13 protein-coding genes are annotated in these 14,114 nt (G+C 57.9%); 9 read left to right on the top strand and 4 right to left on the bottom strand.

What is annotated here, in order from left to right:
* Positions 1-214 precede the first annotated feature (214 nt).
* On the top strand, positions 215-1,192 hold the full coding sequence (locus ML401_RS25590) for an ABC transporter substrate-binding protein (protein ID WP_285807378.1): 978 nt from the start codon (positions 215-217) through the stop codon (positions 1,190-1,192).
* Positions 1,193-1,292: 100 nt separating this feature from the next.
* Here the strand turns inward: ML401_RS25590 and ML401_RS25585 are convergent, their stop codons facing one another.
* Complete coding sequence (locus ML401_RS25585) at positions 1,293-2,663, bottom strand: IS1182 family transposase (protein WP_285812745.1); 1,371 nt, start codon at positions 2,661-2,663, stop codon at positions 1,293-1,295.
* Positions 2,664-2,805: 142 nt separating this feature from the next.
* On the opposite strand from ML401_RS25585, the gene ML401_RS25580 reads away from it, so the two are divergent.
* Complete coding sequence (locus ML401_RS25580) at positions 2,806-3,780, top strand: ABC transporter substrate-binding protein (protein WP_285807377.1); 975 nt, start codon at positions 2,806-2,808, stop codon at positions 3,778-3,780.
* Positions 3,781-4,003: 223 nt separating this feature from the next.
* On the opposite strand, the gene ML401_RS25575 is transcribed toward ML401_RS25580, so the two are convergent.
* From ML401_RS25575 to ML401_RS25565, 3 genes are all read right to left on the bottom strand, one after another.
* A complete protein-coding gene (locus tag ML401_RS25575) occupies positions 4,004-4,591 on the bottom strand; it encodes an RNA ligase family protein (RefSeq protein WP_285807376.1) in 588 nt (195 codons plus the stop codon).
* A gap of 999 nt (positions 4,592-5,590) precedes the next feature.
* On the bottom strand, positions 5,591-6,424 hold the full coding sequence (locus ML401_RS25570) for a hypothetical protein (RefSeq protein WP_285812744.1): 834 nt from the start codon (positions 6,422-6,424) through the stop codon (positions 5,591-5,593).
* An 84-nt stretch (positions 6,425-6,508) separates the two neighbouring features.
* The gene (locus tag ML401_RS25565) at positions 6,509-7,558 is read right to left on the bottom strand and encodes an AraC family transcriptional regulator (RefSeq protein ID WP_285807375.1); all 1,050 of its coding nucleotides are present in this window, start codon (positions 7,556-7,558) and stop codon (positions 6,509-6,511) included.
* Positions 7,559-7,772: 214 nt separating this feature from the next.
* On the opposite strand from ML401_RS25565, the gene ML401_RS25560 reads away from it, so the two are divergent.
* From ML401_RS25560 to ML401_RS25530, 7 genes are all read left to right on the top strand, one after another.
* Positions 7,773-8,153 (top strand): AraC family transcriptional regulator, encoded by a 381-nt coding sequence (locus tag ML401_RS25560; protein ID WP_285807374.1) that lies wholly within the window; start codon positions 7,773-7,775, stop codon positions 8,151-8,153.
* Positions 8,154-8,307: 154 nt separating this feature from the next.
* Positions 8,308-8,979, top strand: a complete 672-nt coding sequence (locus ML401_RS25555; protein ID WP_285807373.1) for a hypothetical protein — start codon at positions 8,308-8,310, stop codon at positions 8,977-8,979.
* A 99-nt stretch (positions 8,980-9,078) separates the two neighbouring features.
* Entirely contained in the window at positions 9,079-9,435 is a 357-nt protein-coding gene (locus ML401_RS25550) for an HdeA/HdeB family chaperone (RefSeq protein ID WP_285812743.1), read from the top strand.
* Positions 9,436-9,485: 50 nt separating this feature from the next.
* Complete coding sequence (locus tag ML401_RS25545) at positions 9,486-10,913, top strand: DUF1254 domain-containing protein (RefSeq protein ID WP_285807372.1); 1,428 nt, start codon at positions 9,486-9,488, stop codon at positions 10,911-10,913.
* A 161-nt stretch (positions 10,914-11,074) separates the two neighbouring features.
* Positions 11,075-12,085, top strand: a complete 1,011-nt coding sequence (locus ML401_RS25540) for a transporter (RefSeq protein ID WP_376717385.1) — start codon at positions 11,075-11,077, stop codon at positions 12,083-12,085.
* A 57-nt stretch (positions 12,086-12,142) separates the two neighbouring features.
* Complete coding sequence (locus tag ML401_RS25535) at positions 12,143-13,252, top strand: HlyD family secretion protein (protein WP_285807371.1); 1,110 nt, start codon at positions 12,143-12,145, stop codon at positions 13,250-13,252.
* 77 nt (positions 13,253-13,329) lie between these two features.
* Entirely contained in the window at positions 13,330-13,764 is a 435-nt protein-coding gene (locus tag ML401_RS25530) for a DUF2721 domain-containing protein (RefSeq protein ID WP_285807370.1), read from the top strand.
* Positions 13,765-14,114: the final 350 nt, after the last annotated feature.

Raw genomic sequence — 14,114 nt, 5'->3', positions numbered from 1 at the left:
TTGGCCCCTCTGCGAAGTGACACTGGGTCTCACGGAGGTCCGCTTATCGCGGCAGAGCGAACCTGATTTGCTCAACCTGAGTTCTTCGTGTTTTGACCCCTTGCGGACCTTCATTGCGCTCTCGGTTGAGCCCCGCTTCGACCTCTCAGCCGACAACGGTCCTTTCGCGCTTTGACCTTACGGTGTAGAGTGATCTTTATCAGGTGAGCCGAACATGAGACGGCGCGAACTCATCGGTGTGCTTGCCACTATGGCAACATGGTCACTAGCAGCCCGGGCGCAGAAGTCCACCGGGCTTCCACGCATCGTTTACCTCGACGCCCAACCAACTCCGTCGCCGTGGATCGCTGGATTACTGAGCGGTCTAAGCGACTTGGGTTACACCAATGGCAAGAACATCAGCCTGTTGAGAAAGCAGGCTGCCGAACCAACTGTCGCCGCGGTGAAAGTCGCAATTCTGGAGATACGGGATCAGGTAGATGTGCTGGTTGTCACAGGCACTATCAGCGGCGTGGCAGCTAAGTCGGTTACCACAAGTATTCCTGTCGTCTTTATATCAGTCGGTGCTCCGGTTGATATTGGGCTAGTCGAAAGCCTCTCTCATCCAGGCGGCAACATGACAGGCGTGGCATTTGAGGCAGCGTCGGAAACCTACGCGAAGCGGCTGCAAATTCTGAAGGAGATACTCCCGAACTTGAGGCACGTGGCTGTCTTGGGTGCAAACGACGATCCAAATTATCGATTTGCGATGACGTCATTGAACCAAATCGCACCCGCTCTAAAGGTTGTCCTTAGTCCAATTGGACTGAACAACAAAAATGACCTGATAAACGCCTTTGGGGATATGAAGCGAACGGGCAGTGAGGCGTTGCTGGTCGTCTCAGGCGGGCTCACCTATAATAGCAGTCAAACAATCGCGGACTTAGCACTCGAAAACGCGCTGCCCTCCTGCCACGGCTTTAGGGAAGCCGTCGCTGCAGGCGGGTTGATCAGTCTTGGGCCCGACTTAGTCGCGTTGGCAAAACAAAGCGCGCGCATCATTGATAAGATCATCAAGGGCGAACAGCCTGCCAACATTCCTGTTGAACAGCCCGATCACTACAGAATTTCCGTGAATCTCAAGACCGCAAAAGCTCTTGGGGTGACCATTCCTCCCGCGCTTCTTGTCGGCGCCGACGAGGTGATCGAATAGCTCGGGTCCATTTCTGCTTATGGCCGATTCTGTTGAAAAAGGCCGGCAGTATTTAGTTGTAATAGCTCCGTCGCGACTTGGCCGAACTGCTCAACCGCCTCTATGCGAGCCTCGGCCTGGGCATCGGGATCAGCTTGGCCATCTTTCGAAGGTTTTGGGCGGTGGCTGCGAGGATGAACTCGTCACGCGCGCCGTTTGGACCTCGTAAACGCAAACGGTCGAGCTTGAGAATGCGCTTGAGGTGCGCGAACAACATCTCGATTTTCTTGCGGAGCCGGCGCGAGGTGCCTCCCTCCCACGATCTCGCGATCTGGCGCGCCATGTCGCGAGCGCCCTCGTAGATCGAGCGCGGCACTCTCCGTGAAGCCTGCTTGGGGCAACACCGAGCCTTCAATGCGCATCGATCACAATCGCGCTTGCTGGCGAGGTAAAGCATGGTGGCACCATCATTCACCAACGTTCCGGTCGTGGTAAGAACTTTGCCACCAGGGCAACGATAGATGTCCCCGGCATGGTCATAGGTGAAGTCGTCGCGCGAGAAGATCCCGTCTGTGCGGGCCGACTTATCGAAGACTGTAACGTGCGGCTCGATGCCGCGCTCATAGAGCAGCCAGGCGAGCATCTCGGCCGAGCCATAGCCGCTGTCACCGAGGAGCCGGCTCGGATAGAGATCAAACCGCTCCAGCGAGCGCTCGATCATGCGCTTAGCGGCCAATACCTCCGCCTGCCGGATTGCGGTCGTTGCCTCAACATCGACGATGATCGCGTTCTCGATGTCGATCAGGTAGTTCGTCGAATAGGCGAAAAACGCTTGGCCGCCGTGCGCCCCCGTCCAGCGCGCCGCCGGGTCGGAGGGCGATACGAACTTCGGGGTAACCTCGGTCGCAGCTCCGAAAGCAGCATCATCGAGGACAGCCAGATACTCGTCGATTGATCGGCCGGCAGCCTCCGGCGGAAGTCCCTTATCGCCTTCGATCCCCTTCTGCCGATTGGCATCGGCCTTGATTAGGCTCGCATCGACTGCAAATCCTTCACCGCCGACCAGTCGTTCCTCGATGCAGCGCCGCAGCACGCTCTCGAACACGCGACGGAAGAGATCGCTCTGCCGGAAGCGGCCATGCCTGTTCTTGGAGAATGTCGAATGATCGGGCACCACCCCATCCAGACCGAGCCGGCAAAACCACCGGTAGGCCAAATTGAGGTGAACCTCATCGCACAGGCGCCGTTCCGATCGGATGCCGAAGCAGTAACCGATCAGGAGCATCCGGATCATCAGTTCAGGATCGATCGAAGGTCGGCCGATGCTACTGTAGAACGGTGCCAGGTCCTGCCTGATCTCTTGCAGATCGACAAACCTGTCGACCGATCTCAAGAGATGGTCGGCGGGAATATGCTTCTCGAGCGAGAACTCATAGAACAAAGCAGCCTGTTCGACTTGCCGATGCCCATCATGATCTTCAGTCCTGCCAATTAGACAGACTGAATCACTGCTATCCTTGAGTCGCAACTGCCGCCTTTTTCAACAATATCGACCCAGAGCAGACGTCGTTTCGCTGCAAGTTGAAGCCCGCAGAGTGTAGGATATCAGCTTCCGACGGTATCATGAGGCGAGCATGAAACGGCGAGAATTCATCACGCTTGCAGGTGGTCTAACGATGTGGCCGCTTGAGGGGCAGGCTCAGAAATCCGAAAGGATTTGGCGGCTCGGCTATATCGGTACTGGGGGATTAGGTAATCAGTTGTGGGAGGAGTTCACCCAAAAATTGGATGCACTTGGCTACGTTGCAGGGAAGAATATCATTGTAACCCGCTCAGTTGTGCCGCCGGAGACGAAAGCAATTGAAGTGGCTCTCACGAAACTGCACCCTGAAATCGATATCCTAGTCATTTGGGGGACGGTCGGTGGAGTTGTCGCAAAGCGCCTTAGCCAGAATATCCCCGTCGTGTTTCTGTCGGTCGGCGCTCCCGTTGACATTGGATTAGTCCAAAGTCTACCGCATCCCGGCGGTAACATGACTGGGGTTTCCTTTGAAGCCGCGATCGACACCTATGCGAAGCGACTACAGATGCTGAAGGAGGTCGTTCCGGCACTCAAAAGGATCGCCGTTTTAGCGGCACAGGGCGATCCAAACGTTACGTTTGCCATGAGATCGTTGGAGCAAGCTGCCTCTGGCATGCACCTCGAAATGACCACGACTTATGTAACAGCCGGAGATGATTTGCCCGCCGCTTTTGAGGAGATACGGCAAAGGAAGATCGAAGGTCTAATCGTCATCGCGGGCCTGCTCACTTCGAACAACTCAAGAGCCATCGCAGAACTCTCTCTCGCCTACCGCCTCCCTAGCTGCCATGGATTTAGGGAAGCGGTAGTTGCGGGTGGGTTGATAAGCTTGGGGCCCGATCTCTTTGCGATAGCAAAGCAAGGGGCGGTATATGTCGACAGGATAATTCGGGGGGCTAAGCCTGCCGACCTCCCGGTCGAACAACCAGATCGATACGAAATTTACATCAACCTCAAGACAGCCAAAGCACTGGGGCTTGAAATTCCAGCGCATCTTCTCGCCCGCGCCGACAAGGTGGTCGAGTAAAGTAACACAATGTCCGCCTCTGGCCCATCGCGTCGGTTGGCGCAGTGCAGCGGCAGGTCTGGAGCCGGGAGGAGAGCCGAAGTCATCGAGTCCAGTGCAGATCGGCCGTTAAGGTCCGCTGTTAGTGCACTCGGGCGGGTCTCCCTTACCGACGCTTTAGGGCGGCGTGGACTGGCGATGCTGATCTTCCAGGAGCGCGGAAGCGAGCGCGGGCAACTGCTGGTCATAGCTCGCGCTCCATTGCTGGATGCTTGCGGTTCTTCACTTTGATCCAATAGCGACAGCGACCGCCCTCATAAGGACGGTCCCGCCGCTTGGACACCAGTCCCTCAAGCCCGATGTTGCAGGCCGCTCGAAACAGATCAGGCCCAAGCTCACCGCGTTCGAAGGGATTGACAAAGACACCTTCAGGACGCCGCGCCAACAGGCGCTCCAAGCTCGCCTTCCGCATCGATAACGGGAGGATGCGGAGATCGTCGCCGCCTTCGGCGAGAATATCAAAGGCGCAGAACTGCACTTCCTGATCATGTTTGCGCGAGTGCAGCGCGTTGAAATCAGAGGCGCCATCTACGCCGAGAACGACCGCTTCGCCATCGAGCACGAACTGCTTCTGACGGACCTTGCGCGCCGCCTCGACGATCCACGGATAGCGGCTGCTCCAGTTGTAGCCGCCGCGCGTGACCAGGCGCACGCGATCTCCATCGCGCTCCAAGCGGAGGCGGTAACCATCATATTTTATTTCGTGGACCCAATCCGGGCCGTCCGGGACCGTGGTGCTCTTCGTCGGCAGGCAAAACTCAAATGAACGCATGCGGGAAAAATAGGCATTCGATGCCCGATTGCGAGATGACGCTTAGAGCCAAGTTGTCGGCCACATGTTGCGGCTCGGGGGCTGGCGGATCAGCAGCGTCTCGCCTTAGCTTCTCCGGACGGCCTGTCCTACATCCGGCCGATGTTCCAGCGCCGGAACATTACAAATACCTGTCCCTGATCACAAGTGAACACTGCGATGTCCTGACCGGGACTAGTTTCGAGGTGCATGGCGCGTCCCCACGCGCCAGCCGTCGGACCGCTTGGCCCCGCTCTTGTCCCCTCCAGCCCCAAGGGGTCAGGCTGGCCCGATGGGGCTTTGCGCAGCATCAAAGTGAGAGCCTCCCATCTCGGACAGACTGGACGTGTAGCCGAACAACACGTGTCAGGCTGCTGAGGTTATGAGGCCCGGGCTGCTCGTCTCCACCGAGACTCACTTGGCCCCCACAGGCGTTGTGATGATCCGCTGGCATGGAAGGCACTTGTAGACCCGTACAGCCTGCCGATCGTCGATTGCGCGCAAAGCTCCGACAGGCAGCATTTCGCGGGTGCAGTTCTCGCAGGCTAGAGGAGGCGGGGGGTTGCTGTCGGCTCGGTTCATGGCGACTAAGCGCCTACCCGAAGCCCGACCAGTAAACAGCTGGGAAAAATACGGGTGGTCGCAACCGCTGTTGTGACTTCGGCTGTTGGGCGGAAAGCGGACGTTGGTGCTGCTTGGCTCAACCGCCGCCTTTGACCCACAGCGGACTCCCGCGTGTTGAGCTGCTTAGGTGCGTATCGGTCACATTTGCTTCAGCTTTAGAGCTCTTAGACCGGGCGCAACTAGCGATCGATCCCTCAATCCGGCTTGGCCAAGAACGCCGCGCTGATCTGGATCGATGCGATGGTGTCATGCCGAGAGTGAACTTGAAGTGAGCCCATGCACGCGTTCTCATAGCTCGCGGCGTGCTGCCTTAATTTGCTAATGAGACCTGCCGATGAAAATCTTATCGGCACATGGTCAATTGCAAACTGCGTACAATGGTGTCCTGACCGTCAACTGATAAGTGGGCTTCGGCGTCCACATAATTTCGGCCGTGACACCAAACAAGCGATTGTCGTTGTCGTCCATGCGATCGAAATCGAACCGGACGATCGCTTGTGTAAAGGGCTGAATCGACGCGAGGTACAGTAGCTGAGCCCCTTCGAAGGATTGCACGCCTACACGGCCGGTGAATTTCCAACTATCCGGCCATTGATAATAAGCGCCGATATAGGCGATCGTGTTCGGTTTGATCTTAACCAATTTGTTGCTGGCTTCCGTGGCTGTGTATTGAAAACCGGCCAGGAAACCTCTGGTCTCGTCTGAATTGAGCGCATAGTCGAGCTCGATGATGTTGTTGAAAGAGGTCGTGGCCAGGGAATCATTGGGAATCGACTGTGTGAGGGTGGACTGTAGCGTTACAGTAGGGAGGAGACCGCCGTTCTGCTGATAAACATCCGCCTGGAAACCGATGTTCCAGCTTGTGATTTGAAGGGACGACCACCCGGCGCCACCGAACTCAGTGGAATTACCGGAGACGCCAGCATATAGGGAGACACTGTCGGTGACATCGACCGTCAGTGGGACATCCAAGTTGAGGGATTTCGCTGCTGGAACGATGCTGGGAAATGCCGGGCCATTCGATCTCGCCAACAGCGCATTGAATTGCATTGGACGTCCGAAGCCGGATGCAAGTGAACCCGGCGGGACCTGCGCGTAGATTGTCCGCAGGTCGAGATAGATCGCCGGCACTGCCTTAAAAGCGGTCTCATCATCCTGTGCGAAGGCGGCCCCAGTCTCTAACATCAACATCGTCAATGATACGATTCTTAAGACCGATCTGAAGGCCGAAGACTTGTCATTGCTGTAATGCGCGACGTTCAAGGCGCGAGCTTCCTAGCGGCGATCATCATTTGATGATGATACGGGGCGGTTGATTTCGACGTGTTGGCTCCTCGACCTCAATCGAAACTCTCGGGGGGTACAGCCGGAGATCCGACGGAAGGCACGTGTAAAGTGGGCGGGATCGCCGTACCCCGATGAAAAAGCGATATCGATAATTTTAATTTCAGTATCGCCCAGGAGTCTTATCGCGTTGTTGAAGCGGGCTCGCTCGAGCAGGCCGGCGTAGGTCATTCCAGCCAATGAAAGCTTTCGCTGCAGACTCCGAACGCTGAGCCGAACCATTTCGGCGGCCTGCATGATCGAGAGCCCGCCTTCGTCGAGATAGGCGGGCAATGCAAGCTTGAGCACGCTAATAACGTCTGTTGCTATCGGCTGCGGCTCGTTCTCAGACGGCGCCTGCGAAGTATCATTTGCGGGATTGGCGAGGCCTACCAGCTCCAACGGCACTTCGATCCATGAGGCTTTCTGACACGACAGAAAGCGCGTATTTGGCCAAAAATGCTGCACTTCAATGCCTGGTGCATAGTTTGCTTCAAACGCAATAACCCGCGGCGCCCAGTTTGCTCCAGCGAACTGACGGACGATGTGTATGGCAAATATGTTCTGAAGCCACTGGGACATCTCGAGGCGGGGGACACCATCCGTTCCGAGGAGTCTGCTGCAGACATTGATGCTCGCTCCACAGGGCTCCATCCACAGTTGGAGCGTCGTGTCTTCAAGCGACGCCCACCTGCACGCGTGCTGCAGGGCAACCAAGAGAGTTGGCGCGTGGCGGATCCGTGTCCGCGTGACTTCGCTCAAATGCTCAAATGACGTTAGTTGAGCCGCGCGAAAGGCGAGTTCGGACAGCCCCTGCTTGTCCTGCGCAGCCACCGCGAACCGGACGGCGGGTAGCAAAGGCACGAAAAGGTGCGGTTTCTCTTCCAAGGAGGTTGGTAGCTGAAATTTTGCGAGCAGCGACGCCGTGGGGCCGCCAACGCTAGAGTGAAGATTTGCGAACGGCAAGATAAACTGACAACGGGTCAGCGGAATAACGGCCATACTACTTGCTCCGCGATTGATCCGCGCAGTCCCAGACTATCAGACCGTCGACGCCTCGCCCCCCGCTTTTGGCGCACTCGTATCCGCCGGCCCACTATTCCATTTGAAATGCAATTTGGCGCCTGGTGGCCAGACCGGTCGCAGAAATGTCATTAGGCTCGACGCGTCGGTTTTTTCGTTGAGGGAGCAAGGGCTTCGCGCCTCGCTGCAGCCGATGAGACCTGTCCGCTCGCCTCCGTCCCGGTTCATTCGCGCAGCGGTTGTTGCGTCGCTGCGACATGGTGACGCAACCCTTGATAGTACGGCCCGTACGCTCCGAGTCAGCTCGCGAACGTTGCAGCGTCGTCTCGCTGTCATGGGCACGACTTATAACCAGATGCTTTCTGAAGTTCGCTTAAGCATTGCTTGCCGTCTGCTCGCGGACTCACGCAAGCGCCTTTCGGATATCGCAAAATCGCTTGGATATACCAACGCAAGCAGCTTCAGCCGCAATTTCTCGCGTTTGATGAAAGTTCAACCCGTCATTTACAGGCAACAGCAACGCGCGAGAAAGCATGCGCTGGCATGCCAGAAAACTGGCCCCATTCATCCCTGATCGTTTCGATGATTGGCGCGAAATGGCAAGACGCGCGATCTGAATTGGCGCGAAATGCTAAGCGAAGAAAATCCCAACGACGAATTATTTCGAGACCATTCCGAAAACCGCGTGCCGTCGCAAGAGAAGAGCGTCTGGAAAAGGAGAACAACCCGTGACATTTCGTTCGTTTCTGATTGTCGTTTGTGCTGCTGGCCTAGCAAGCTTCCCTCAATCGCTTTTCGCACAATCAGCAACCGAACCTAAGCCCCACGTTCCGCTCGAGAAATCTATCGGCCAGGCGAAGCCGGAAGTGGCGCCTTCTCTTTTTGTCCTCAACTCGCGCGGCGCAAGCCTGAAGGATGGGAAGCTCGTGCTGGCGGGAATTTCTCCAAATGCGATCGTGTTCGCGGATCGGCCAGTTCGCGCAGCCGGGCACGATTTCACGGCTCGTATCGTCGAGGATTGGGGCAATGGCAGTGACAACTTCGCGAAGGATCCGCCAAATGCCACCGTGTCGGGATTTAAGGAAGACGGATCGTCAGTGGCCGATGCCGTGGTTGTGCTCAAATCGCCGAAGCTTGAGGGCGACAAGTTGACCTTCGACGTGGACGTGCTGGAGGGTGACCTTGCGGGCGCCGATGGACCGGCCTCGGTCTTCATCGACATCATCGGGCGGCCGTTCACGCCGCTGTCCTTTGCTGGCGTCGCCCGACGCACAGCCTGGCGCGGCGCCTACTATCGCGGCGCGGCTTATGCCGGCGGGGCCGCTGTTGGCGCTGCGGCCTATGCCTATCCTTATTACGCACCTCGCTGCGGCTATTATCCTCTCCCGCCTTGCTATTAATCAACGCCCCATGCGTCAGAACGACTTCGTCTTTGAATAGTACCGCAGTGGCAGACAACGCCGTCACCATTTCACAGCACAAGCGTATTGGAGACCAGCATGAGGCGCGCAGTCGTCCTCGCGGCATCGCTATTTATTGCGGCATTTCAGCCTAGTCGGGCCCAGACCGATCTGAGCGCGTATGCCGACGCCAACGGCTATCTGGACGTTCAGAAATTGACATGCGCGCAATTGGCCGGAACCTGGCAGGGCGACGCGGATCGCCTGACGGCCTGGTACAGCGGCTGGTACAACGGCCTAGCGCGCAAGCATTTCCTCGACATCAGGAAATCGAAGGAGGCCGAGCATGAGGTCATCCTCTACTGCGAGGCACATCCCGACGAGCTGATCATCGAAGCGATCGCTGTTGTCTTCAAGGACATGAGGGCGAAGCTCGGAATCAGGATGGAGCCGTAAGACTACATCGCCCGCACCAGTTTCATTCGACTTTGACAGAGGAGAGAACCATGGACATCACGCGCCGCAACCTTGCACTCGGTGGGGTCGGACTACTCACGGGAGCAGCGATCGCGCCATCGGCGCTCGCCCAGGACGGCTCGTTCCTGGGGCTCGGGCAGGGTCTCGAGGATTTCTGGCTCGCCAGCGACGCCTACATCTTTGGCTATCCGCTGGTGACGATGGAGATGACCCGCAGGATTATCACGAACGTCGCCGAGCCCGTGGGCACGCGCGGGCCGATGGGTCAGATCATCAAGTTGCGCCAGTATCCGGACGCCTCGTTCAGGGATGTAACGGCGCCGAACGCGGACACCCTTTACACGACGTCGTTTTTCGACCTCGGGAAGGAACCGTGGGTCCTCAGTATCCCCGACATGAAGGGCCGCTATTTCCTCATGCCTATGCTGGATGGCTGGACGACGGTCTTCCAGGTGCCGGGCAAGCGCACCACCGGCACCGGAGCGCAAACCTACGCGATCACCGGACCCGACTGGAAGGGCACGCTTCCGGACGGCATGAAGGAGTACAAATCGGCCACTAACATCGTGTGGCTGCTGGGCCGAATTTATTGCACCGGCACGCCGGAGGACTACGCGGCTGTGCACAAGCTGCAAGACGAGTGCAAGCTGGTTCCGCTGAGCGCCTACGGCAAGCCGTACACGCCACCTCCAGGCAAGGTTGATTCGTCAATCGATATGAAGACGGCGGTGCGCGAACAGGTCAACCGCTTGGATGCGGTGTCGTATTTCAAGCTGCTTTGCGAGCTCATGAAAACTAATCCGCCTTACGCCGCAGATGCGCCCCAGCTTGCCAAGTTCGCCCGGATTGGCATCGTTCCGGGGCAGGATTTTGACGAGAGCAAGCTCAAGGCCGACTTCCTCAAGCGCATCCCCGAGACGTCTTTCGACAGGATTATGCTTCAGTTCAAGATCAACAAGGCCATTCACGACGAGAATGGCTTCGCCTTCACGACGAAAACCGGCATCTACGGCACCGACTATCTGATGCGGGCACTGGTGACCGCGATCGGCCTCGGCGCTAATCGTCCGCAGGACGCGGTCTATCCGACCTCGCAGAAGGATGCGGAGGGCCATAAGTACAGCGGCGCGAACAAGTATGTGATGCGGTTTCCCAAGGGCCACCTGCCTCCTGCCGAAGGCTTTTGGTCGCTCACCATGTACGACAGCGGCTATTTCTTCGTGAAAAATCCGCTCAACCGCTACTCGATCAGCGCGCGGGAGAATCTGAAGGAAAATCCGGACGGCTCGACCGATCTCTACATCCAGACGGACTCGCCTGGGAAAGACAAGGAATCGAACTGGCTTCCGGCCCCTCCCGGTGATTTTATCCTGATGCTGCGTATGTACTGGCCGCAGGAGACGGACCCTTCAATCATCAACGGAACGTGGACGGTTCCTGCCGCGAAAAAAGTCTGAAGTGAGACGTCGAAGCTCATGCCGGTCCTAAGGGGCCGGCATGAGCCAATTGGGGGATAAAGATGAGCAACCGCAATCCGCCGACGACAGAACAACGCGAAAACTCAAGCCGGGCAAGGCCCGTCGGCGCTGACCTGCTGAAATGCTGGGTCATCGCCTCGATGATGTGGACGACATTGCTTGCGTACAGCGATGCCCACGCCGACGAAGGCGGCGTGTCATATTGGCTTCCCGGCCGCTTCGGCAGCCTTGCTGCCACCCCGCAGCTCCCCGGATGGTCGATGGCGGAGGTCTATTATCACACCAGCGTCAGCGCCTTCGGCAGCGCCGCTGCGGCTCGGGAGATTCACGTCGGCAGGATCCCCGCGACGATCAACGTCGATTTGAATCTACGTCTGAATGCTCAGGCAGACCTCATCCTTCTCAATCCCACATACACCTTTGCGACGCCCGTTCTGGGTGGGCAACTCGCGATCGGCGTGACCGGACTATTCGGCCGGTCCAGCGCAAATCTTGCAGGCACGCTGACAACTTCCGTTGGTCCTTTCGCGGTGACGAGCACGGGCAGCTTCGGCGACTCGATCACCTCGGTTGGCGATCTCTACCCACAGGCCACCCTGAAATGGAACGCTGGGGTTCACAACTTCATGACCTATGTGACGGGAGACATCCCGGTCGGCGCTTACAGCTCTACCCGCCTGGCCAATCTCGGGATTGGTCACGGCGCATTCGATGCCGGCGGCGGCTACACCTATTTCAATCCGCAGGCCGGTCATGAATTTTCCGCGGTGGCGGGCTTCACCTACAACTTCAAGAACACGGACACCCAATATCAGAACGGCGTCGATTTCCACGTCGACTGGGGCGCCTCCCAGTTTCTCTCCAAGCAGGTTTTCGTCGGCCTGGTCGGCTACGCCTATCAGCAGATCACCGATGACTTCGGCCAGAATCCGGTGCTTGGTGGCTTCCGCTCTCGCGTTCTGGGCGTCGGTCCGCAGGTCGGCTTCCTTTTTCCTGTCGGAGACATGCAAGGCTATCTAAATCTAAAAGGATATGGCGAGTTCGCCGCAGAAAACCGGCCGGCCGGCTGGAATACCTGGCTGACCTTCTCGCTCTCTCCGCAGGCCCCGACGAGCACGGTGCAGCCGGCGCGGCGGATGGTCACCAAATAGAGGCGCTCATCTCATCGTCTGACCTCGACCACATGGCAGAGGGATCTGGAATCCGTCATGTTCATCATCCTGGGCCTCTATCTCGTTTTGGTCTGGCTTGCCTTCTCGAAGCTCAAGCTAGTGAGATGGGGATGGGCGTCCGGCACGCTCGTGGTTCTCGTCGGTGCGCTAATCCTGGCGGTCTTCCTGGCACTATTCAATTATCTGACGCCGGCCGGAAGTTTCGTCGTGGTCTCCCGGGTGGTCGAAGTAGCCCCAAACGTCAGCGGACAGATTATCGCGATACCTGTTCACCCGAACGTGCCGATCAAGGCTGGAACAAAACTCTTCCACATCGACCCCGCGCCTTTCCAGTATAAAGTCGCCCAGCTGGAGGCGTCGCTGGCGGCTGCCAAGCAACAGGTCCTTCAGCTCAGGTCCAGCTATGATCAAGCCACCGCCAACGTCGAGGGCCTCGCCAAACAGCTCGCGTACCACAACAAGCGGCTGGCCGATTTCGAACAGTTGACCGCTGACGACGCACAAAGCCAGTTTCGCCTTCAGGACACACAGGTGCAGCAGGAGACGGTCCAATTCCAGCTACAGGCGGCCGAGGCAGCGCAGCAGGGAGCCAGGCTCGCCATGGATGCCGAGATTGGTGGGATCAACACGACCGTGGCGCAGATACAGGCTCAGCTCGACCAGGCGCGCTGGGAGCTCGAGCAGACGACGGTCACTGCGCCCGGTGACGGCTATGTGTCGGTCATGGCGCTATCGGTTGGCGACCGGGCGGGTCAACACAACGCGGTGATGTCCTTCATCATCAGCGACGACATCACCATCGTTGGCATGTTCTCGCCAAACGGATTCCGGACGATCAAGCCTGGCGCGGCGGCAAGGCTGGTGTTCGACGACGATCCCGGACGCATCTACGATGCCAGGATCACCGCAATTCCCCGGGGTGTGGGGCAGGGCCAAATTGCTGTTTCGGGGACCCTCGCGCGAGTGGGGTCGATCGGCGGCGCCAAAGCCTATCCCGCGGTCATCTCCATACCAGACGACATCGGCCGCGACAGGCTCCGGCTCGGCATGCCAGGGACGGCCACGGTGTTTGCTGAAAAGCCAGGAGTCATAGGGTTGATCATGGGTATCCTGGTCTGGGTAAGCTCGATGATGGCCTATCTATAATTCGGTAATTCGCTCTCTGCGCGTCGCTGTCCCGTCAATTGCCTACCTCACGTCGGCTCGACTTATGCGGTGAAACCATGCTCCCGGATACGCCATCAGTCACCCAGATTGCGCATGTCATTTCTCAAGCGGCCGCGCCCGCCTTCCTGCTCGGTGCACTGGCGGCGTTCATTGCCGTCTTGATGGCTCGCCTGAACAGGATCATCGACAGGTCGATCTATCTCAACCAAATTACCGATCAGGACCAGTCTAGGGCTCGTCTCAAGCAGGATTTACCGCGCCTCGTTCGGCGCGCTGCAATGATCAACCGAGCTATCTTCTGGTCCATCATGGGAAGCATCTTCATCAGCGTTGTCATCGTAGTTGGGTTCGTGAGCGCATTCTTCCAGGTCCAGCACGAGCGTGGCGTGGCAATCCTCTTCGTCGTTGCCGTCGGGGCTTTCATGGTGTCGTTGGTGGATTTTGCGCGGGAGGTGCGGATTGCCCTCACCGAATATGATCACTATGGTTGACCTCGCTCAACATGTCTCGACGAGGCATCATTGGAGCTCGATCATGTCAAAGCTACCTGTATTACTCCCATGTTTGACCATCGTTGCCGCTCTCTTAGACGCGGGGGCGAGAGCACAGACGGTTGGGTCTGAAATGCCGAAGGATGCGCTGTCGGCTCAGGTACGCATGCAGGGTTACACCTGTGGAAAAGCGCTCGGTGCGACAAGAGACAGCAAACGGTCCCGGCCGGACCACGACGTCTGGACGCTGAAATGCAGCAACGCCACGTTCCGGGTCTCGCGTGCTCCCGATATGATGGCGAAGATCACAGTTCTCCCTTAGATCCCAAGAGCGGACATAAATTGTCGGC

Origin of the sequence: Bradyrhizobium sp. 62B, assembly GCF_030272265.2 — a bacterium.
In the GTDB taxonomy this organism is placed as follows: domain Bacteria; phylum Pseudomonadota; class Alphaproteobacteria; order Rhizobiales; family Xanthobacteraceae; genus Bradyrhizobium.
This window is presented reverse-complemented; position numbering and strand designations above follow the sequence as displayed.

Excerpts from the sequence above, each read along its gene's own strand:
- ML401_RS25545 (WP_285807372.1), top strand. The coding sequence starts at position 9,486 with ATGGACATCACGCGCCGCAACCTTGCACTCGGTGGGGTCGGACTACTC.
- ML401_RS25580 (WP_285807377.1), top strand. The coding sequence starts at position 2,806 with ATGAAACGGCGAGAATTCATCACGCTTGCAGGTGGTCTAACGATGTGG.
- ML401_RS25560 (WP_285807374.1), top strand. The coding sequence starts at position 7,773 with ATGAGACCTGTCCGCTCGCCTCCGTCCCGGTTCATTCGCGCAGCGGTT.
- ML401_RS25565 (WP_285807375.1), bottom strand. The coding sequence starts at position 7,558 with ATGGCCGTTATTCCGCTGACCCGTTGTCAGTTTATCTTGCCGTTCGCA.
- ML401_RS25550 (WP_285812743.1), top strand. The coding sequence starts at position 9,079 with ATGAGGCGCGCAGTCGTCCTCGCGGCATCGCTATTTATTGCGGCATTT.
- ML401_RS25535 (WP_285807371.1), top strand. The coding sequence starts at position 12,143 with ATGTTCATCATCCTGGGCCTCTATCTCGTTTTGGTCTGGCTTGCCTTC.
- ML401_RS25590 (WP_285807378.1), top strand. The coding sequence starts at position 215 with ATGAGACGGCGCGAACTCATCGGTGTGCTTGCCACTATGGCAACATGG.
- ML401_RS25575 (WP_285807376.1), bottom strand. The coding sequence starts at position 4,591 with ATGCGTTCATTTGAGTTTTGCCTGCCGACGAAGAGCACCACGGTCCCG.
- ML401_RS25530 (WP_285807370.1), top strand. The coding sequence starts at position 13,330 with ATGCTCCCGGATACGCCATCAGTCACCCAGATTGCGCATGTCATTTCT.
- ML401_RS25540 (WP_376717385.1), top strand. The coding sequence starts at position 11,075 with ATGATGTGGACGACATTGCTTGCGTACAGCGATGCCCACGCCGACGAA.
- ML401_RS25570 (WP_285812744.1), bottom strand. The coding sequence starts at position 6,424 with ATGTTGATGTTAGAGACTGGGGCCGCCTTCGCACAGGATGATGAGACC.